Source organism: Methylobacterium persicinum (assembly GCF_022179525.1).
GTDB lineage: Bacteria > Pseudomonadota > Alphaproteobacteria > Rhizobiales > Beijerinckiaceae > Methylobacterium > Methylobacterium persicinum.
This window is the reverse complement of record NZ_BPQX01000033.1, coordinates 1-20,418: the sequence shown is the minus strand read 5'-3', so window position 1 is coordinate 20,418 and position 20,418 is coordinate 1. Positions and strand designations below refer to the sequence as shown.

The window sequence follows — 20,418 nt, the reverse complement described above, 5'->3', positions numbered from 1 at the left end:
GGGGATCCGAATTCCGGCCCGAACCGTCAGGAGGGCGCGATGCCCTTCCGAAAACTCATCCCTCCGCCAATGCCCGGGCATCGTGGCCGATGAAGGCACCGATGCCGGCGCCGCCCTCGGCGCGGACGCGCTCGGCGAGGCCACGCTTGATCCGGCCGACGAGACCAGGGCCCTCGTAGACGAGGGCGGAGTAGAGCTGAACGAGGCTCGCCCCCGCGCGGATCTTCGTCCAGGCGGCTTCGGCCGAATCCACGCCGCCGACCCCGACGAGGGGGATCGCATCACCGACCCTCAGCCAGGTCTGAGCCAGCATCCGCGTCGCCGGAGCGAAGAGCGGTCGCCCGGAAAGGCCGCCTGTCTCCCGGGCCAGGGTCGTCTCCCGCAGGTTCGCCGGCCGGTCGACGGTCGTATTCGAGACCACGAGGGCTTCCACCCCCCTGCGCCGGGCGGTCTCGCAGATGGCGTCGAGGGCATCGAGGGCCATGTCCGGGGCTATCTTCAGCAGGATGGCCGCCCGGCTTCCGCCCTCGTCCCTCGCCGCGACGACCCGGGCCAGAAGCTCATCGAGGAAGGCTTCGCCCTGCAGATCCCGCAGGCCGGGCGTGTTGGGGGAGGACACGTTGACGGTCACGAAGGACACGTACGGGACGAGGGCGGCGGTGCAGGCGACGTAGTCGGCCAGCCGGTCGGTGGACTCCTTGTTGGCGCCGATGTTGACGCCGACGATGCCCGGACGGCCAGACCGGTCCCGCAGCCGCTCGACCACCACCGCCAGCCCCTCGCTGTTCAAGCCGAAGCGGTTGATCACGGCCCGGTCGCCGGGCAGCCTGAAGACCCGCGGTTTCGGATTGCCGGGCTGCGGTCGCGGGACGACCCCGCCTACTTCCACGAATCCAAAGCCGAGACCGAGCAGGGCATCGGCAGCGCGGGCGCCCTTGTCGAAACCGGCGGCTAAGCCCACCGGGTTCGGAAAGCGCCGCCCCAGCACCTCCACCGCAAGGCAGGGATCGTCGGCGGCCGGAGAAGGCCGCGGCAGCATCGCCAGGGCGCGGATCGTCAGGTCGTGGGCGCGTTCCGCGTCGAGGCGGTGCAGCAGCGGGCGAACCAGCGGGAAGGCCGCGGCGATCATTGCGGAACGATTCCCTCGGGGAAGCTGTGGCGCCCATCGGGGCCGATGGGCAAATCCTCGACGTCGATCACCGCCGTGAGGGCGAGGTCGCCGTACAGGTGCGGAAACAGGTCTCCGCCCCGGGATGCCTCGTAGCGGAGGGCGGGGCCCAGCCGATCGGCCTCGACAACGATCAGCACGAGTTCGCCTTGTCCGGCGAAATGCCGGGCGGCGGTCTCCGCGACCTGGGCCGCCGTGGAGAAATGGATGAAGCCATCCGCATGGTCCACCGGCGCCCCGGTGAAACGGCCCTGGGCGGTCGCCTCCTGCCAGAGGGACCGCGGGCAGATCTTGTAGATGAGCGACATGGCGATGTTCCTGCGGCAGGTGCGATAGAGGGGCCGGCGCCCTCCGGCAACTGGCACGGCCCGGTTGGCCACCGATCCGGAACCAACACTTCTGGTTTTGATTGCAATTCGCGGGTTGTAGTTCTAGTTTCCTAGCACTAGGCTGAGCGTCTCAGCCGGGCCGGCGCATAGGGCTGACCTTCGCCGGCATCATGCGGGCCGGGGTCGCCGGACCAGTCAGACCAGACTCGGCGGGTCGCATGCTGTCGCACGAACAGATCTGGAACGCCATAGATCGCCTGGCCGAGCGCCACGGCTATTCGGCCTCGGGCCTTGCCCGGCGGGCTGGCCTCGACGCCACGAGCTTCAACCGGTCCAAGCGCGTCGGCGCCGACGGGCGCAAGCGGTGGCCCTCCACAGAATCGATCTCGAAGGTCCTGGCGGCGACCGGGTCCAGCCTCGACGAGTTCCTGCGCCTGATCGAAGCCCGGGCCGTCCCCGCACAGACGATGGTGCCGCTGATCGGCCTCACGCAGGCGGGTTCCGGCCGGGTCTTTACCGACGAGGGCATGCCGACCGGCGGACCGGGCTGGGAAGAGATCGAGTTTCCCGATCTCGGTGAGGAGAGAGCCTTCGCCCTGGAAGTGCAGGGCGATTCGATGATGCCCCTCTTCCGTGATGGGGACGTGCTGATCGTTTCGCCAACGGCGAGCGTGCGCAAGGGCGACCGCGTCGTCGCCCGGCTTCATGGGGGTGAGGTGCTGGCGAAGGAACTGCGCCGCCGTACGGCGCGCACGGTGGAACTGGCCTCCCTGAACCCGGAGCACGCCGACCGTATCCTGAACGTCGGCGAGATCGCCTGGATGGCCCGCGTCATGTGGGTTCGCCAATAGCGACCAGGGAGAGATCGCGCGCCGGGGCCTGGACACCGGCGCCGCGGACGCGATCTTGGTTCCGGCATCGGCGCAAGCTTTCGAGGCTACCCGACGTCATGGCCCGGCCCCGGAGGCCCGGCCGCAAACGGTTTTTGCGAAGGCGGGGATGGCGCAGCCTGATTCGGATTCCGACGCGGCTCCCTTCGGTCCTGCCGTCCGTGCGGTGCTCGCCGCCCTGCCGACGCCGAGCCTTGCCGTTGATACGACCGGCGCGATCCTGTGGGCCAATCCAGCGCTCCATGCCCTCACCGGGTTCGACGAAGCCACGCTCAAAGGGAGGGGCCTCGATGCCCTGGCATTTCCCGGGGAGCACGACTTCGATCCGTCAGCCTCGGGCGCAAAGGAGTTCCTCGCCAGAAAGGCCGATGGTGCGACGTTCTGGGCGAACCTGACCCTCGCCCCCATCGGCGACGGCCCATACCGGATCGGTCAGGTCCTGGACGTGACGGTTCGGCACGAGGCCGAGGCGGCACTGGCCCTCTCCCGCCAGCGGGAGGCGCTAGGGCTGCTGACCAACAGTGTCGCCCACGAGTTCAACAACTTCCTGCAGATTCTGATCGGCTACATCGACGGGCTCAAGCGCCGCCTCGGCGACCGGCCCGAGCCGTTCATCCAGCGGGCGATCTCCCGCTCCGCCGACGCCACGGAGCGCGCCGCGATTCTGACCCGGCATTTGCTGGCCTATTCCCGCCGCATCGCGCCCGACGTCAGGCCGGTGGATCTCGATGCGCTCCTGGCCGAATTGAGCGAACGCCTGCGCGCCGACCTTCCACCCGGCATCCGGTTGTCCGTCGCATCGACGCCGGGGCTGCCCCGCGCCATGACAAACCCGACGCAAATCGAGTTCGCCCTCCGGCACCTAGTCTCCAACGCCTGCGAGGCGATGCCGGACGGGGGTCTGCTGACGCTCGCGACCTTTCACATCGAACCGGGCGACCGCACCCTTCAGAATCCCGGCCACGGCGCGGTGGGGATCATCGTCGGGGATACCGGCCACGGCATGTCGCCGGAGATGCTGGCGCGGGCCCTTGCGCCGTTCCAGACCAGCCGCGAGGCGGGACGCGGCGCAGGCCTCGCCATCGTCCACGGCCTGATGAAGCGCCAGAACGGCACCATTTCCCTCGACAGCGAGCCCGGCGGCGGCACCCGCGTGCGCCTCGTCCTTCCAGCCGCATCCGAGCGTGTTCTGCACTGAAAAGCAGGCCGGCTTAGGCCGATACGCTGGCACACGGACTAAAACCGACGCACAGCCGTTCCCATATCGTCCCCGGCGGCGTCGTCGCCGGTTCGTCTTCTGAGGCGTTTCATGTCCACTTTACGTACGCGCGGCCGGCGCAGGGCGGCCCTCCTGGCGCTCGCCGCGGCGCTGACCGTCGCGGCCCCCATCGCCGAGGCCCGGCCCGGCGGCGGCGGATCCATGGGTTCGCGCGGATCGCGCACCTACACGGCCCCCTCGGCGACACCCACGGCGCCGGGCGGCGGCATGACGATGCAGCGCAGCCAGACGGCCCCGTCGCCGGGAATGAACAATCCTGGGATGGCGAACCCTGGAATGCAGCCCTCCGGCAGGCGGTTCGGCGGCGGCTTCTTCGCGGGCCTACTCGGCGCTGGGCTTCTCGGAGCCCTCTTCGGCAGCGGCTTCTTTGGCGGCCTCGGCGGATTGGCGTCCATGATCGGCATGCTGTTCCAGGTCGGCCTCGTCATCGTCGTCGTCATGCTGGCGCTGCGCTTCTTCCGGCGCCGCAACGAGCCGGGAGCGGCTTCCTATGCGCGCACCGGGCCCGGCGGACCCGCCCCCGGAATGGGCGGCCCGATGGGCGGTTTCGGCGGCGGCGCGGCCGGGGCTGCGCCCCGCTCGCCGCAGATGCGACAGGTGCAGATCGGCCCGAACGACTTTCAGGCGTTCGAGAAGCTGCTCGGCGAGATCCAGGATGCCTATTCCCGCGAGGATCGGGTGTCGCTGTCGAACCTCGCCACGCCGGAAATGGTCGGCTACTTCGATGAGGAATTGCAAGGAAATGCCTCGCGGGGGGTTGTGAATCGGATCTCGGACGTCAAGCTTCTCCAGGGCGACCTCGCGGAAGCCTGGGGTGAGGACCGGACCGATTACGCCACCGTCGCCATGCGGTACGCCCTGCGGGACGTCACGATGGAACGCGGCAGCGGCCGGGTCGTCGCCAACGGCGATCCCGAGGCGACCGAGCTCTGGACCTTCCAGCGCCAGCCGGGCCGCGGCTGGGTGCTCTCGGCCATCCAGCAGACCCGGTAAAACCAGACGTTGGATTGAATAGGCCGGCGCTACCCAGCGCCGGCCTTTTTTCGTTCCGCATCCCAGGCGTTGGCGAGGGCCACGAAGCCCTCCACCGGGATTTCCTCGGCGCGGGCCGTCTCGGCGATGCCGGTAGCCGCAAGCAGCGAGGCCGGGTCCGGCACGAGCGCCTTAAGGCTCTGGCGCAGCATCTTGCGCCGCTGGCCGAACGCTGCCCGCGTGACCGCTTCCAGGGCTCCCGCCCGGCATGGCATCGGCACGGCACGGGGGACCAGCCGCACCACGCTCGACGTCACCTTCGGCGGCGGCACGAAGGCCGAGGGCGCTACGTCGAACAGGATCGAGGCGTCCGTCCGCCAGCCACACAGCACCCCGAGCCGGCCGTAATCGGCCCTCTCGTCCGGGGTGGCGACGATCCGCTCGGCCACCTCCCGCTGGAACATCAGGACGGCGCTGTCCCACCAGGGCGGCCACGTTTCCCCCGCGATCCACCCGGTAAGCAGGGCGGTGCCGACATTGTAGGGAAGGTTGGCCACGATCCGCGCGCTTCCGTCCCCGATGAGGGGCCGGGGGTCGAACTCCAGGGCGTCGGCATCGACGACGTGGAGGCGACCGGGATAATGGGCCGCCACCTCGGCCAGGGCCGGGAGCGCCCGCGGGTCGCGCTCGATGGCCACCACCTTTGCCGCTCCCGCGGCCAGAAGCGCCCGCGTGAGCCCGCCGGGACCGGGCCCGACTTCCACGATGGTCACCCCCTCGAGGGGGCCGGCGGCCCTTGCGATCCGACCCGTGAGATTGAGGTCGTAGAGGAAGTTCTGGCCAAGCGCCTTCTTCGGTTCCAGGCCGTGGCGTGCCACCACCTCCCGCAGGGGCGGCAGCCCGTCGAGTGCGCTCACAATTCATCCTCGGGGTCGAAATGATGGGCGCCCGCCGATCGCGGCCGCCCGGCATAGACGCTCGGCGGCTCCCGCTGCCCGTCCCACGGGCGCGGCGTGGCGCCCGCGAGCCGCTTGGCGAGGCGAAGGGCCGCCAGCAGGCTGTCTGGCCGGGCGATGCCCTTGCCGGCGATGTCGAAGGCGGTGCCGTGGTCCGGCGACGTCCTCACGAACGGCAGGCCGAGGGTAACGTTCACGCCATCGTCGAAGGCGATGGTCTTGATGGGGATCAGCGCCTGATCGTGGGTTGGGGCGAGGGCGACGTCGTAGGTCGCCCTGGCGCGGGCGTGGAACAGGGTGTCGGCGGGGAGGGGACCCCGGATGTCGATCCCCTCGGACCGCAGGCGCGCCACGGCGGGGGCGAGCACGTCCCGGTCCTCGTGCCCCATCGTCCCCGACTCCCCGGCATGGGGGTTGAGACCGGCCAGGACGAGCCGCGGCTCGGGGAGGCCGAACCGTTCACGCAGATCGCGGGCGACGATGCGTCCGGTTTCCTCGACGAGGCTCTGGGTCAGCAGCCCCGGCACGTCCTTGAGGGGCACGTGGATGGTCACCGGCACCACCGCCAGGGTCTGGCTCCAGATCATCATGACGGGCCGTGGCGGCTCCGTACCGGGCGGGACGGCGAGGGCGGCCAGGAACTCCGTATGGCCCGGATGGGCGAACCCGGCCCTGGTCAGGACGTGCTTGGCGATCGGGTTGGTGACGACGGCAGCCGCGCGTCCGGCCCTGACCAGACCGACGGCGGCGCTGATCGATTCGATCACCGCCCCGGCATAGGCCGGATCGGGCATGCCGGGTTCGGCCGAGACCGGCGTGCCGCTCGGCAGGGCGACCACAGGGAGCGCCCGGGGGAACACATCGGACGCCGTCTCGGGATCGACCTCGGCAACCGGCACGAGGCGGTCGAGGCGAAGGGCGAGGCGTTCGAGGAAAGCCGGGTCGCCAATTACGAAGAACGGCGGCAGCGGATCGGGACCGCCCCGTTCGAGCCAGGCGGAAAGCGCCAGCTCCGGGCCGATGCCGGCCGGATCACCGAGGGTCAGGGCCAGTGGCAGCATGGCCCTCTCATACCCTGCTCTCGCTCTGGCAGATACCGGGTTCGCCGCGGCACCCGACCGATTTGCGTTGGGCGGACCGCCTGTCATTCCCACCCGCGACCTCATCCTAAGGTGCCGTCGCGGAGCGAGGGCCTCGAAGGAGGACTCTAGGTCCCGCGCGCTTACTGGAGCCCTCCTTCGAGGCCGCTTAGCGGCACCTCAGGATGAGGGAGGGGGTGGGATGGATCGAGTGGGGCCCATCCCACCCGTCATCACGCAGTCCGATCGGGAACGTCGTCAGTGCGGCGAGGCGATGCCGTCCGCCGTGGTGGCGACGCCCACGTTCTGGCGAAGGTCGGCTTCGCCGAGGGTCTTGAGCTCGACGCGCAGCAGCACGGTCTGGTTGCGCTCGCGGACACCGGTCGCCGTCGCGATGGGCGAGTTGATGTAGTTGAGCGTGACGGTGGTGCACTCGTCCTGGTAACCGCCGCCGAAGCTTGCGCCCGCAGCGTAGAACCGACCCGGATTCTCATAGATCGGCGCGGCACCGATGGGGTTTACGAAGTAGTTCGCTAGCGCATCCGAATAGGTGTTGCGCACGTCGAGGTAGTGCGTGAGGTCGAGGAGGAGGGATCCGGAGACGAACCAGTTCGGCGTGATGTTGTAGGTCGCCGAGGCGGTCAGGCCCTCGCGGTAATGGCTGTAACCGAGGAGCGGCTGCGCCTCGTAGTAGGAGTAGAACAGCGAGGTCGTCAGGGGCACGAACGGCGCGAAGCGGGCGGTCACGCCGGTCTCGAACCGCGCGACGTGGAAGTCGGCCTGATTGAACCGCGCCCGCGTGATGAAGGTGATGTTCTGGTTCGGAGACACCTGGAATCGCCCGACATAGTCGGACAACGTCTTGTCCAGGCCGGATTCTAGGCCGGTATTGGCAAGGTCGCCCCGGCGGAACGAGTTCACGCCGGCAAGCTGGATCGACTCGCCGAACAGCACGTTCGCGTACCACCCCGAGGGAGTGACCACGGAGTACTGCCCGCCGAGATTGGTGCGCACACCACCCTCGACCCGGTCGTAACCGGAAAACTTGTCCCATTCGAACAGCGACGTGTCGTCGAAGACGAGGCTTTGGGCATCTTCGTTGGGCAGGCGGCCGATCTTCGTCTCCGACGGGCGTAGGAGCAGCTGGCCGATCGGCTCGATCGTGTGGACGCCGAGGCCGCCAAAATTCGCGACGAAGGGATAGCGATAGTCTAGGCCAACCGTCGGCATGACCCGCCCGGACACGCCGTCGTCGATCCGCGCCACCGAGGGGGCGAGGTCGTTCTGGTAGCCGGACAGGTTGGGGTTCACGAAGAACGTGTCCGCCCGCAGGGACGCGAAGGGCGTGAATTTCTGCCCGTAATCGTCGATGAAGCTCCGCCGCCACGTCAGCTGCGCCGAGGCGCGCGTGTCCTGCCCGGCGAGGCCCTGGATGAGACAGGCGCCGCGGGCGAAGACTGCGCAGGTCTGGTAGAGCGGGAAGCTCACGCCGTTCACGCTCGGCGAGAACAGGTACGTCGTCGTCCGCGGCAGGCCCTGGTACTGGGTCACCTCGCGGTTCAGGCTCGTGATGTTGGCCTGGAAGCGCAGCTCGCCGCCGATCTCCGGCGGGGCGTTGACGCGCTTGTCGTAGTCGATCACCGGGGCGACGATCGGCTGCTGCTTCTGCCAGTCGAAGCTCGACAGGCCCTTGAAGTAGTAGGCCCGCGCATCGAACCACGAGCGGTCGCCCTGGCCGGTCAGATAGGCCGTGGAGACGGCTTCACGGAAGAAGTCGGTGGTGATCGATTGATTTCGGATCCGGTAATTATCCAGGAACCACTTGTCGGTGACACCGACCACGTCCCAGCCCGTCCGCCAGCGTTCGTTGATGTAGAACCGCCCCTGGCTCTCCACAGACCCGCGGAAGTCACGCTCGCCGGCGCCCAGGGGGCTCGGCAGGAAGGCGGACGGCGTCGTCTGAGAGATCCCCGACAGCCGCAGACTGTAGAAGCCGTTATCCAGCCGATGCCGGAACTCGGCCTGCCCCAGGACGCCCTGACGGCTCAGGATGGTCGGCGTCAGGGTCAGGTCGTAATTCGGCGCGAAGTTGATGAAGTACGGCAGGGACACGCCCTTGCCGAGCGCCGTGGTCGAGATGAACCGCGGCGTCAGGAAGCCGGTCTTGCGTTTCTCGGTCGGGTCCGGCGCCTCGAAATAGGGCAGATACAGCACCGGAATGCCGGCGAGCTCGAGGGTGGACTCCTCGAAATAGATCGTATGGGTCTCGTTGTTGTGGATGATCTTCTGCGCCCGGATCTGCCACAGGGGCGGCTTCTCCGGGGCGTCCTTGCACGGCTCGCAGGCGGTGTAGCTGCCGTAGTCGAACGAGGTCTGCTCGCCGTCCACCCGTTCGCCGCGGGGCGCGGAGAAGCGAACCCGGACTGTCTCGTTCTTGCGCTCGACCGATTGCTGGACACGCAGCGAGTCGACGAAGCCGGTCTTGAAGTCGTCCGTCAGCTCCATCTTCTCGCCGGTCACGACGCCGCCATCGGCCTCCGTCAGGCGGACGTTGCCCTCGGCGAAGACGCGGCCGGTTCCCCGGTCGTAGCGCACCCGGTCCGCCTGAAGGGTCCGCGGGCCGTAATGCAGCTCCGCATTGCCCTTGGCGGTGACGGTGTTGTGATCGTTGTCGTAGATGAGCTCGTCGGCCTCGACGAGGAGCTTCGCGTCCGCCTTCACCTTGGGCGCGGGAATGCCCTGCGCGTGCCCGATGGACACAGGCAGCACGGCGACCGTCAGAGCAGCCGCAAGCCAGGTATTCCGCAGGATGTCGGCGACCTTACGCAACGCCTGTCCCAACCCCGGTGACGACTTCCGCCACGACCTTCACACTCGTCTCCCGACCCGCGCGGGCCGCAGGCTTCAGCCGTCCTCTTGGTACAGAAGCGCGAGCGTACCGAGAAGACTTCCTACGATCGCCGGGAACCATGCAGCCACAGGTGTTGCAAGCATGCCCGAGGCGCCGAGCCCCTCCATGATCTGGCGGACCACGTAGAGCGTGAAGCCCGCCGCGACGCCACCAAGGACGAGTTTTCCAACACCACCAAAGCGGAAGAACCGTAACGAAACGGTTGCAGCCACCAGCACCATGGCCACGAACAGAATCGGCCTCGCCCAAAGCACATCGTATTGCAGTCGGTACCGGGTCGCATCCAGTCCGGCCCGTTCGGTCTGTGCAATGGTGGCGGGCAGTTGCCAGAAGGGCACAGATTCAGGGCTGGTGAAGCGCTGACGGACCCGTTCCGGCTCCAGGTTCGAGGCGATGAGGTAGGTGTTGTAGCTCTCCGGCGGCTCGTCCGGCTGCATGACGCGGGCGTCGGTCAGCTCCCAGAAACCGTCGTGGAGGATGGCCCGACCGGCGACGATCTGCGCCGTGAAATTCCCGCTGTCATCGAAGGTGAAGATCCCCACCCCCGCCAGCGTCGTGGTGCCTTCGATGGCCGTTTCAGCCCGAATGATCGCCTCGCCATCCACACTTTTCTGGCGCAACCACAGGTCCTTGCCCGACGCAGCTTTGGTCGACCGGGCGAAAATCTTCGCCTCGATTTCCGTGGATCGCTGCTTCAGCATCGCCGAAACGGGGTTGTAGACGCCGACCGCGACCGCGCCCAAGGCCAGGGCGACGAACAGGCCGGGCTGCAGGAACTGCCACGCCGAGATGCCGGCGGCGCGGGCGACGACGAGCTCCAGCTTGCGGGACAGCTGGAGCATCGCGGCCATGGAGCCGAACAGCACGGCAAAGGGCAGCACGCCTTCTGCGACGGTGGGCGTGCGGTAGAGCGAAAGCTGCGCCATCAGCCCCGTCGAGGCCCCCTGCGACTCGCCCGCCCGGCGCAGGAGCTCCACGAAGTCGAGGGTGTAGACCAGGGCGAAGACGGTGACGAAGACGCCGAGCACCGTGCGCGCGAACCGCGCGGCGAAATACCGGCCGAGGGTGGGTCCGATCAGCATCGCGTGCCGTCACTGCGCCGGGGCGAGGCGGGTCGGGCGGAGCCGCCCCCGGACGAACCGGACGAGACCCGCGTTGAAGGCCCGCACGCGGTTGCCCTGAAAAATGAGCAGGCTCGACAACAGGATCGCCACGAGCGGGGCGCCGTAGATCGCCGTCACCGCGCTGGCACTGCGGGCGGCCGCGCTCACGGCGGCGAAGCCTGCGATGCGCAGTGCGACCACGGCGATGATCGCCCCGGCAATGGCCAAGCCGCGACCCTGGCGGGTGGTGCGCGGGTCGCCCAAAGCGGCGAAGGCGATGAAGACCAACGCGAGGGGATAGAGGGCAGCCGAGAGGCGGTCGTGCAGTTCGGCCCGGAACCGGCCCTTCTGAAGCTGGTAGTAGGCTTCGCTTCGGTCGGGGAAGAGAAGTTGCGAGGTGGAGCGCTCGCGCGGCTTGTAGATCGTATCGGAGTCCGGCGGCGCGAAGGCGGCGAGGTCGATGGTGTAGCGGTCGAACTTCAGGATCGAGGAATCCCGGCTGTCCTTCTGCTGCTGCAGCACGGTCCCGTGTTCAAGGATCAGGTAGCTCTGCCCGTCGATATCGACGGCATTGCCGCGGTCGGCGAGATAGACCTTCGTCTTCCCGGCCTCACGCCGGTCCTGGATGAACAGACCCAGTAGGACGCCCCCCGGTCCGCGCTGGCGGAAATGGAAGGTGATGCCGTTGTCGAGCTGGGTGAATTGCCCTTCCTTGACCACGTTGGCGATGAAGTCGCCCCGGACCCGGGTGATCACGTCCCGGAGTTCCTGAAAGCTCGCCGGCATCACAACGATGACGACCACGCCCACGAGGAAGCTGACGCTGATGGCCAGCGTCACGAAGGGTCGCAGAAGCGACCGGGGCGGCATGCCCGCCGCCGACATCACGATCAGCTCGGAGTCGCCGTTGAGCTTGTTGAGGGCGTAGATCGACCCGATGAAGAGGGCCACGGGGGCGATCACCACGATCAGCGTCGGGAGCGACAGGGCGGTGACGAACAGGAAGACGAGCAGCGTCTGACCCTTGGCGGTCACGAGGTCGAGTTCGCGCAGCGCCTGGGTGACCCAGATCGTCCCCGTCAGACCGAGGAGGCAGGCGAGCGTGCCGCCTGCCGCGATCCGGAAGATGTAGCGTCCGACCTGCCTCATCGTCCCAGCGGCCTGCTCCGTCACGGCGCCCCCAAGCTCGCATGACGTGACAAGTAGGGCGATTCCAGGGCCTTCGCGCCGCGTTGCGTTCTTCGTGTCAAAGGCTACACAGGTCGGATTGCGCAACGCGGCCGACGTTTCCCACGGCCGAGGCGGCGGGATGGCGGCTCAAGCATGACGGACAAGATCGATATCGCTTTCGGGCCCCTCGGCCAGGGCGGCCAGGGCGGCCAGGGCGACCTCGTGGTGTTCCTGGGCGACGATCTGGCGCTCGGCGGCCCGGCGAAGGACGCCCTCGGCGGCGCCGGGACCGACCTCGTGGCGAAGGCCGCCGCGTCCGAAAAGTTCAAGGGCCGCTCCCTCTCGGCGATGGTCCTGCCGGCCCCGGCCGGCCTCTCCGTCGACAGGCTCGTCGTCGTCGGTCTCGGCAGCGATGCGGACCGGGCCAAAATCGACTGGCCGGCGCTGGGCGGCTTCACCGCGGCGAAGGTCTCCGGACGGAATGCGCGGATTGTCCTCGACCTTCCCGGTGTTGCGACCGGACCGGAGCAGGCCGCCGCCTTCGCCCTCGGGGCGCGGCTGCGGGCCTACACCTTCGACCGCTACAAGACGAAGAAGAAGCCCGACAGCGAGGACAAGGCCGGCACGAGCCTGACGGTCCTGACGGCTGACCACGCGGCCGCGAGCCGCGAGGCCGAGAACGCCCGCACCCTCGCGGAGAGCGTCATCCTCGCCCGCGACCTCGTCAACGAGCCGCCGAACGTCCTCTTCCCCGAGGAGTTCGCCCGCCGGGCCGGCGAGTTGGCCAAACTTGGCGTGGAGGTCGAGACTCTCGACCCGGCCCGGATGCGCGACCTCGGCATGGGCGCGCTCTTGGCCGTGGCGCAGGGCTCCGTGCGGGAGCCCCGCGTGGTGGTCATGCGGTGGAACGGCGGTTCCGCCGGGGAGGCGCCCGTCGCCCTCATCGGAAAGGGCGTGGTGTTCGATTCCGGCGGCGTGTCCATCAAGCCCGGCGCCGGCATGGAGGACATGAAGGGCGACATGGGCGGTGCGGCGGCCGTGGTGGGGGCGATGCACGCCCTGGCTTCGCGCAAGGCCCGCTGCAACGTGATCGGCGCCATCGGCCTTGTGGAAAACATGCCCGACGGCGGAGCCTACAGGCCGTCGGATATCCTGACGTCCATGTCGGGTCAGACCATCGAGGTGATCAACACGGACGCCGAAGGGCGCCTCGTCCTCGCGGACGTGATCACCCACGTCGTCCGTTCGGCGAAGCCACGGGCGATGGTCGATCTCGCAACCCTCACCGGCGCCATCATCGTCGCCCTGGGCCAGGACATCGCCGGGATGTTCTCCAACGACGACGGGCTCGCCGAGAAGATCCGCGCGGCGGGCGAGGCGACGGGCGAAGCCGTGTGGCGGATGCCGCTGATCCCCGCCTACGACAAGGCCATCGACTCGAAGTTCGCCGACATGAAGAACACCGGCGGGCGCCACGGCGGCGCGGCGACGGCGGCTTCGTTCATCAAGCGCTTCGTCGAGGACGTGCCGTGGGCTCACCTCGACATCGCAGGCGTGGCCATGTCCTCCACCTCGAACGAGATCAACAAGAGCTGGGGTGCGGGTTGGGGCGTCCGTCTCCTCGACCGGCTCATCCGCGATCACTACGAGGCGCGCTGACCCGCGCAGGAGCCGGGCCTATGACGGGCGACGCTTTCCTCGACACTGTCGGCGCGGGCGCATCGCCCGGCGGGCCCCGGCCGGCGACGGCCCCGGCCGCCCCGGCCCTTACTGAGGCTCTGGCTCCGATAGCGGCGATGCTGGCGGCGCTGTTGCTGGTGGCCGCCACTGGGCTGAGCCGCCGGGTGGCACTCCCGGAGGCGGTCGAGCCCTACGCCTACGGCTTCTTCCTCGACCGTTACCCACTCTTTGCCTTCGCCCTGGTCTACGGCGCGGCGAGGATCATCGCTGTCGCCTCCAGTGGCGGCGCGGCGACGGTGTCCCGGCGCCTCATTATCGCCTGTGCCGGTCTCGTTCTCCTTGCCGGAGCAGGACTTTATCCGACCTTTGGCGGGCTCATGCTGCGCGGCGGATATGCGACCGGCAGCATGGCCTTCCTGACGGGCCAGCCCCTCTGGCTCGCCTATGCCCTGGGGGCGGGGATCACTGCTGCGATGTTCGGCGCGATCGTCGGCGGGGCGGGTATCGCGGCCAACCGACCCCTGCGCCCGACCCTCAGGCGGGCCAGATGGGCGGGCCTTTCCTTCCTGTGCCTCTGGTTCGGGGCCATTGTGCTTGGCCTTGCCCACGCGTTCGGAGTCGGCCCGTGGCCGGCGCGGGCGATGACCCTGGCCGAGGCCACCCTTGCCGCCGGCCTCCTCCTCCTCGCTGCGTCGCCCCACGGGATCGTCACGGCGTTACGCGGACGCCGGTCTGTCGCCTGAAGCCGCCTTGTGCTGTCTCCCCGCATCGCCCAAAATCCCGGCTGGGATAGCGGGACGAGCGGCCGTCAGAGCCGCACCTGCGGGAGGTACGCCATGAAGGCCAGCGCAATGATGCAGCGTGACATGACCGTCGCGTCAGACGTGTCGGCCTCCCGGCCATGGCTAGCCGCCTACCCGCCCGGCATGCGTCCCGACATCGACACGGAGGCGCTCGGAACTCTCAACGACCTCTACACGCGCAGCATCGCCGCCTTCGCCGACAGGCCGGCGGCTACCTGCTTCGGCTCAGATCTGACCTACGCCGATCTCGGCCGGCAGGCCCGCGCCCTGGCGACTCATCTGCAGGCGGACGGGGTCGGCAAGGGTGACCGGGTGGCGATCATGCTGCCCAACGTACCCTCCTATCCCGTGGCGATCGTCGGCGTGCACCTCGCCGGAGCAGTCGTGGTCAACATCAACCCGCTCTACACGAGCCGAGAAGTTGCGGCGCAGATCGCCGATTCCGGCGCCCGGGTGCTGATCGTTCTGGAGAATTTCGCCCATACGGTTGCGGGCGCCTTGGGCGAGATCGACCTGCGCCGGGTGGTGCTCGCCGCACCCGGCGATGGCCTGGGGCTGAAGGGCCGGGCAATCAACCTCGCAAGCCGCCATGTGCGCAAGGCCGTGCCGCCCTATCGGCTACCCGCCGGCTTGACCGTCCGCCTCGGCGCGGTGCTGAAGAAGCGGGGGGTGCCCCGTTCCGTACCGGTCTCCCCGGACGACCTCGCCTTCCTGCAATATACCGGCGGCACGACGGGCGTTGCCAAGGCCGCCATGCTCACCCACCGCAACGTCTCGGCGAATGTCGAGCAATGCGCGACCTGGTTCGAGTCGCTCGATACGAGCCGGCGCCGCGTGACGGTGACGGCGTTGCCGCTCTATCACATCTTCGCCCTGACGGCCTGTTTCCTGTTCTCCGTGCGGACCGGGGGAAGCTGTCTGCTGATCCCGAACCCGCGCGACTGCGACGGCTTCGTGAAGATCCTCTCGCGCACGCGCTTCACCGGGCTCGCGGGGGTCAACACCCTGTTCAACATGCTGGTGAACCATCCGAAGATCGGAACGGTGGACTTTTCCGCCCTCGACTTCGTCATCGGCGGGGGCACCGCCGTACAGAGTACCGTCGCGGCGCAGTGGAAAACCCTGACCGGCCGTACGATCATCGAAGGATACGGCTTGTCCGAGACGTCCCCCGTCCTCTGCGCGAACCCCCATACCTTGCCGGCATTCAGCGGGACGATCGGTTACCCGCTTCCTTCGACCCTGGTCTCGATCCGCGACCCCGACGGGCGCCCCGTGCCGTTCGGCGAGCGAGGGGAACTGTGCGCCAAGGGCCCTCAGGTGATGCCGGGCTACTGGAACCGGCCTGACGAGACCGAGCGCGTGATGACGCCGGACGGGTACTTCCGAACGGGGGACATCGCCGTGATGGATGAGGACGGACAGGTCCGCATCGTCGACCGCCTGAAGGACATGATCCTCGTGTCGGGTTTTAACGTCTATCCGAACGAGGTCGAGGACGTGATGGCGTCCCATCCGGGTGTTTTGGAATGCGCCGTGGTTGGTACGCCGAGCGCCGAGACCGGCGAGATGGTCGTCGCGCATGTGGTGCTGAAGGACCTGGGCGTCAGCGCCGACGCCCTGCGGGCCTACGCCCGCACACAGCTCACCGGCTACAAGGTTCCCAGGGCGGTGGTGCTGCACGACGCGCTCCCCAAGACCAATGTCGGAAAGGTGCTGCGCCGGGTCCTGCGCGACGAGACGCCGCCGGCCTGAACCAAAAGGCTCGATCCCGCGACGTAACCTCGCGGGTTCCCTCGCCGAATGGTGAGTGGGGCCGGCTTGCCCGGCCCACGATCGGGAACGATCTGTTCTTTCGATCGAGAGCCGCAGGGCAGGGAGACGACCATGCTGATCAGGCGCCACCGCGAATGGGAGATTCCCGAAAGCCACGCCACGCCTGAGACGATTTTCCTTAACCGGCGTGCGTTGATCGGAAGCGCTGCCGGCCTGGCAGCCGGCTCGCTGATCGGCGGCGGCGCCCGGGCGGCCAGCGAAGCCGCCCTTTATCCGGCGCCCCGCAACGACAGCTACGTGCTCGACCGTCCCGTCACGGCTGAGCGCTTCAGCGGCGACTACAACAATTTCTACGAATTCGGCATGTCGAAGACGGTTCTGCCGGCCGCCAACGCGCTCAAGACGTCACCCTGGACGCTCAAGATCGACGGGCTGGTTGAGAAGCCGTTCGAGATCGGCGTGGACGATCTGATCCGAAAGGTAGGCCTGGAGGAGCGGCTCTATCGCCATCGCTGCGTGGAGGCATGGTCGATGGCGGTACCGTGGACCGGTTTTCCGCTGTCGAAGCTGGTGGCTTTGGCCAAGCCGGCCTCCGGCGCGAAATATATACGCTTCGAGACCTTCATGGATAAGGCGATTGCGCCTGGCCAACGGGTCTTCTACTACCCCTGGCCTTATGTCGAAGGCCTCACCATGCCCGAGGCGGGCAACGATCTCGCCTTCGTGGTGACAGGAGTTTACGGCAAGCCGTTGCCGAACCAGTTCGGAGCGCCGATCCGCATCGCCGTCCCGTGGAAATACGGCTTCAAGTCGGCCAAATCGATCGTGAAGGTTTCCTTCACCGCCGACAGGCCAAAGACGTTCTGGGAGGGTCTCCAATCCTCGGAATACGGCTTCTGGGCGAACGTGAACCCCGCCGTGCCGCATCCGCGCTGGAGTCAAGCGAGCGAGCGCGTGCTTGGTAGCGATCAACGGGTGCCCACACTGATCTACAATGGCTACAGCGAGCAGGTCGCCGGGCTCTACAAGGGCATGGAGGGCGAGAGGCTCTTCGTCTAACGCCGCCAGCCCGCGCCTCACATCGTGAGGCAGATCTTGCCGAAGTGCCGGTTGCTTTCCTGATGCCGGAACGCATCGACGATCGCATCCAAGGGGAAGCGATTATCGATGACCGGCCTCATTCCGTTGGCGTCGATGGCGCGGATCATGTCGATCTGCTGCCGTCGGCTTCCGACCAGGACACCCTGAAGGCGTAGTTGGCGGATAAGGGCAGGCACCACCTGCAGCGCCCCCGCGACCCCAGTCAATATTCCTATGACGGAGATATGGCCGCCGACCCTCGTGGCTTCCATCGATTGCTCCAGCGTCCCCGGTCCGCCGACCTCGATCACGTGATCGACGCCGCGACCACCATTGAGTTTCCGGGCGGTCTCACCCCATGCCTTGTCTTGCCGGTAATTGATGAGATGGTCGGCGCCGAGCGCTTCGAGACGCGCCAGCTTGTCGTCTGACGACGAGGTCGCGATCACCGTCGCACCCGCCATCTTGGCAAATTGCAGGGCGAAGACTGACACACCACCCGATCCTTGAACGAGCACCGTGTCGCCGGATTTGAGCTTTCCGTCGTCAAACAGGGCCCGCCATGCGGTGAGGCCGGCGGTAGTCAGGGTGGCTGCTTCGGCGTGATCCCACCCCGACGGCGCGCGGGTGAACGCCGTCGCCGGTCTCGTCACCGCTTCGCGGGCGTAGCCGTCGACGCCGTCCCCAGGGACGGTCGCGAAGCCGACAACCTCCGGCTGCCCGTCCAGCCAAGTTGGGAAGAAGGTGCTGACCACGGCATCGCCCACGGCGAATTCCGTGACGCCCGGTCCCACAGCCGTCACCTCGCCCGCGCCGTCCGACATGGGAATGCGTTCCTCGGAAGGTCCCCACATCCCGCTGACGACAGCGTAATCGTGGTAGTTCAGTGAACTCGCCCGCAACCGAACCGTAATCTCTCCGAAGCCGGGATCGGGCACAGGGCGCTCCGTGATACCCACTCGCTCGAAACCCCCGCCCGCGCCGACGATGATCGCCTTCGACATGATGCCCATGGGTGCCTCGCGCTGATGCTACGTGGCGTTGTTTTAGGCGAGTTTCAGGCAGGTCAAGGGAATGGCTTCCGGAATGCACAACGTAGGATTGTTAGGTCTTCGTTAAACAACCATAAGTTGCATTAAGATTCAATCCCTTTTCCCGTGCTACGCCGGTAGGATCTTGTCTTTGCTCGAGAAAGCATAGAGGCTTCATACACCCATCCCCACATTCCCCACCGTTGGAGCAATTAACTTGGAACCGTCCGCGCAATAGCAGTCACCCCACAATCAGAAGATTGTAGGGTGACTGCTATACGACTATGAGGTCGCAAAACTCTTGGCGCGTCAGACCTTGTGACGCTCTAGTAGGTCCAGCGCTGAGCCTTCTGGACGAGGAAATCTCGGAACGCCTGGACGCGGGCGACGGAGCGCATTTCCTCAGCGTAGACGAGGTAGCTTTCCAGCGTCGGCATGTCGGTCTCCCGCAGGACCTGCACGAGATTGTCGTCTCCATCGACGGCGTAATCCGGCAGGATGCCGATGCCCGCCCCGGCCTCCATCGCCCGCTGAAGCGCGCCGATATTGTTGACCGTCAAATGAACGGGTCGCCGTTCGCGGCCGTCGCGGCCGGCATCGGCCAGCCAGTGCGCGGCGAGGAGATACGACGGCTCATTGCCGCCGAAGGAGACGATGCGGTGTTCGTCCAGTTCCTCGACGGTCTTGGGTTCGCCGAACCGCTTCACGTAATCCTTGCTGGCAAAGGCATGGTAATGCACCGTGAAAAGGCGGCGCTGGATCAGGTCCGGCTGGGCGGGGCGGCGCATGCGGATCGCCACGTCGGCCTCGCGCATGGCAAGATCGAGTTCCTCGTTGGTGAGGATCATCTCGATGCGCACGTCGGGGTACAGGTCGAGGAATTCGCCCACCCGTTGCGATAGCCAGGACACGCCGAGGCCGACTGTCGTCGTGACCTTCAGGTCGCCGGTGGGCCGCTCGGATGTCTCGACGAGGCGCGCCTTGGTGTTCTCCAGGCGCAGCTTCATATCCTTTGCTGCCCGGAACAGCAGGTCTCCCTGCTCGGTCAGGATGAGACCGCGGGCATGGCGGTGGAACAGGGGTGCCTTCAACTCCCGCTCGAGGGCACTGATCTGCCGGCTGACCGCCGATTGGCTGAGGCCGATATCGTCTCCGGCCTTCGTGAAGCTTCCCGCCTCGGCAACGTTGAGGAAGATCCGAATCTTGTCCCAGTCCAACGCGAGAACTCCCGGTCGGGCCGTGCCGTCGGACGATCGTATTGTGTCCGGCAGAACGGCCGCTGTCTGCGCACCCTCCGCCGACAACGTCGGAGGGTCGACATCGACGCCTGAGTGCCATGCGATATACGCATTCCTGCGTGGAGAACAGACCTATGCACCGAGCGCGGGCCTTCGGGGCTCGACGACCGGTGCATAATTAGCGGGGGAACGGAAGAAGTAGGCGGCGTAGTTACTCGGCCGCTGCCCGGGCCGGGCTTTCGCCGATCTCCAGATTGGCCAGAAACTTCTCGGCCTCTAGGGCAGCCATGCAGCCCATACCCGCCGCCGTGATCGCCTGACGATACACGTCGTCCGTGACGTCGCCGGCCGCTTCTCTCAACCATTTTTCGCTGCGCATTCAATGGGCTCCCTGCAGCGCATCGGTTAACCGTAATTCTACACGTCTTCTCAACGAGATGCAGTCTGCTCTTGAAGGCGGAGGCGCGCATCCGAAGTTGGTGCATATTCAAAGGGGGCGCGGCCAATGGCGTTGAAGCACCTGACCCGTTTGAAGGTGCCCCGTCCCAAAGGCAAGGGGGCGGTCGTCTACATCGGCGACGATGGGTACGAGGTCGAGGCCCTGGTCCGCTTCGACAGACATTTGGACACCCGCGGCAACGGCCCGGAGACGCGTGACCGCTATCTCGCCGCCGCCGGCCGCTTCGTGGACTACCTCATCGAATGCGGCGCGTTCGGGGTTCCGGCGAGACCCTCAGTCATCGCCGAAGCCATTGACGCCTATCCCGTGTTCTTGCGCGACGGGGCGCGCACCGATTGGCCCGATCTGCCTACCCTCGGCGATTACGCTCGCGAGATCGGCTTCGAGCGAGGGCTGGCCCAAAATAGCATGACGCCTGTCATCGCGGCGGTGAACCACTTCCTCAGGCTCGCGCGCGACCACGCCCTCCGCATGTGTTTCGGCGTGCAACTTT

General features: G+C 67.3%; 17 protein-coding genes and 1 pseudogene. 8 read left to right on the top strand and 10 right to left on the bottom strand.

All coding sequences use genetic code 11. The features are described 5' to 3' along the window. Nucleotides 1–55: 55 nt before the first annotated feature. Nucleotides 56–1,129 (bottom strand): quinone-dependent dihydroorotate dehydrogenase, encoded by a 1,074-nt coding sequence (locus tag MFF22_RS13990; protein WP_238249583.1) that lies wholly within the window; start codon nucleotides 1,127–1,129, stop codon nucleotides 56–58. Continuing rightward, nucleotides 1,126–1,476, bottom strand: coding sequence for a DUF952 domain-containing protein (locus tag MFF22_RS13985; RefSeq protein ID WP_238249582.1), 351 nt, complete (start codon nucleotides 1,474–1,476; stop codon nucleotides 1,126–1,128). The genes MFF22_RS13990 and MFF22_RS13985 overlap by 4 nt, the downstream gene beginning before the upstream one ends. Before the next feature lie 239 nt (nucleotides 1,477–1,715). Here MFF22_RS13985 and MFF22_RS13980 point away from each other — a divergent pair, with 239 nt between their 5' ends. The 3 genes from MFF22_RS13980 (at nucleotide 1,716) to MFF22_RS13970 (ending at nucleotide 4,659) form a co-directional block, all read left to right on the top strand. Further along, nucleotides 1,716–2,348, top strand: a complete 633-nt coding sequence (locus tag MFF22_RS13980; RefSeq protein ID WP_238249581.1) for a S24 family peptidase — start codon at nucleotides 1,716–1,718, stop codon at nucleotides 2,346–2,348. A 148-nt stretch (nucleotides 2,349–2,496) separates the two neighbouring features. Next, nucleotides 2,497–3,585, top strand: coding sequence for a two-component system sensor histidine kinase NtrB (locus tag MFF22_RS13975; protein WP_238249580.1), 1,089 nt, complete (start codon nucleotides 2,497–2,499; stop codon nucleotides 3,583–3,585). 111 nt (nucleotides 3,586–3,696) lie between these two features. Then, on the top strand, nucleotides 3,697–4,659 hold the full coding sequence (locus MFF22_RS13970) for a TIM44-like domain-containing protein (RefSeq protein WP_238249579.1): 963 nt from the start codon (nucleotides 3,697–3,699) through the stop codon (nucleotides 4,657–4,659). 29 nt (nucleotides 4,660–4,688) lie between these two features. Here MFF22_RS13970 and rsmA read toward each other — a convergent pair whose 3' ends face one another. The 5 genes from rsmA to lptF all read right to left on the bottom strand — a co-directional run bounded on the left by rsmA (nucleotide 4,689) and on the right by lptF (nucleotide 11,836). Then, nucleotides 4,689–5,555, bottom strand: coding sequence for a 16S rRNA (adenine(1518)-N(6)/adenine(1519)-N(6))-dimethyltransferase RsmA (rsmA, locus tag MFF22_RS13965; RefSeq protein ID WP_238249578.1), 867 nt, complete (start codon nucleotides 5,553–5,555; stop codon nucleotides 4,689–4,691). Next, on the bottom strand, nucleotides 5,552–6,655 hold the full coding sequence (pdxA, locus tag MFF22_RS13960) for a 4-hydroxythreonine-4-phosphate dehydrogenase PdxA (protein ID WP_238249577.1): 1,104 nt from the start codon (nucleotides 6,653–6,655) through the stop codon (nucleotides 5,552–5,554). Before pdxA ends, rsmA begins: the two co-directional genes overlap by 4 nt. Before the next feature lie 276 nt (nucleotides 6,656–6,931). Next, entirely contained in the window at nucleotides 6,932–9,502 is a 2,571-nt protein-coding gene (locus MFF22_RS13955; protein WP_238249576.1) for an LPS-assembly protein LptD, read from the bottom strand. Nucleotides 9,503–9,577: 75 nt separating this feature from the next. Continuing rightward, nucleotides 9,578–10,666, bottom strand: coding sequence for an LPS export ABC transporter permease LptG (gene lptG / locus MFF22_RS13950; protein WP_238249575.1), 1,089 nt, complete (start codon nucleotides 10,664–10,666; stop codon nucleotides 9,578–9,580). A 9-nt stretch (nucleotides 10,667–10,675) separates the two neighbouring features. Further along, nucleotides 10,676–11,836 carry an LPS export ABC transporter permease LptF gene (lptF, locus tag MFF22_RS13945; protein ID WP_238249790.1) on the bottom strand — a complete coding sequence of 387 codons (1,161 nt, stop codon included), beginning with the start codon at nucleotides 11,834–11,836 and terminating at the stop codon, nucleotides 10,676–10,678. Nucleotides 11,837–12,010: 174 nt separating this feature from the next. Here lptF and MFF22_RS13940 point away from each other — a divergent pair, with 174 nt between their 5' ends. The 4 genes from MFF22_RS13940 (at nucleotide 12,011) to msrP (ending at nucleotide 17,175) form a co-directional block, all read left to right on the top strand. Beyond that, nucleotides 12,011–13,516, top strand: a complete 1,506-nt coding sequence (locus MFF22_RS13940; protein ID WP_238249574.1) for a leucyl aminopeptidase — start codon at nucleotides 12,011–12,013, stop codon at nucleotides 13,514–13,516. A gap of 20 nt (nucleotides 13,517–13,536) precedes the next feature. After that, nucleotides 13,537–14,280: a hypothetical protein gene (locus MFF22_RS13935; RefSeq protein ID WP_238249573.1), complete on the top strand. Its 744-nt coding sequence runs from the start codon at nucleotides 13,537–13,539 to the stop codon at nucleotides 14,278–14,280. 93 nt (nucleotides 14,281–14,373) lie between these two features. Next, a complete protein-coding gene (locus MFF22_RS13930) occupies nucleotides 14,374–16,095 on the top strand; it encodes an AMP-binding protein (protein ID WP_238249572.1) in 1,722 nt (573 codons plus the stop codon). Nucleotides 16,096–16,227: 132 nt separating this feature from the next. Continuing rightward, complete coding sequence (msrP, locus tag MFF22_RS13925) at nucleotides 16,228–17,175, top strand: protein-methionine-sulfoxide reductase catalytic subunit MsrP (RefSeq protein WP_238249571.1); 948 nt, start codon at nucleotides 16,228–16,230, stop codon at nucleotides 17,173–17,175. A 17-nt stretch (nucleotides 17,176–17,192) separates the two neighbouring features. Here the strand turns inward: msrP and MFF22_RS13920 are convergent, their stop codons facing one another. From MFF22_RS13920 to MFF22_RS13910, 3 genes and pseudogenes are all read right to left on the bottom strand, one after another. Beyond that, entirely contained in the window at nucleotides 17,193–18,200 is a 1,008-nt protein-coding gene (locus MFF22_RS13920; RefSeq protein WP_238249789.1) for a zinc-dependent alcohol dehydrogenase family protein, read from the bottom strand. Nucleotides 18,201–18,553: 353 nt separating this feature from the next. Then, nucleotides 18,554–19,444, bottom strand: coding sequence for a LysR family transcriptional regulator (locus MFF22_RS13915; RefSeq protein WP_238249570.1), 891 nt, complete (start codon nucleotides 19,442–19,444; stop codon nucleotides 18,554–18,556). A gap of 232 nt (nucleotides 19,445–19,676) precedes the next feature. Continuing rightward, nucleotides 19,677–19,817: pseudogene (locus tag MFF22_RS13910) on the bottom strand (thioredoxin-disulfide reductase); the annotation flags it as partial. 153 nt (nucleotides 19,818–19,970) lie between these two features. Here MFF22_RS13910 and MFF22_RS13905 point away from each other — a divergent pair. Continuing rightward, on the top strand, nucleotides 19,971–20,418 hold a 448-nt coding region (locus tag MFF22_RS13905), incomplete at its 3' end, for a hypothetical protein (RefSeq protein WP_238249569.1).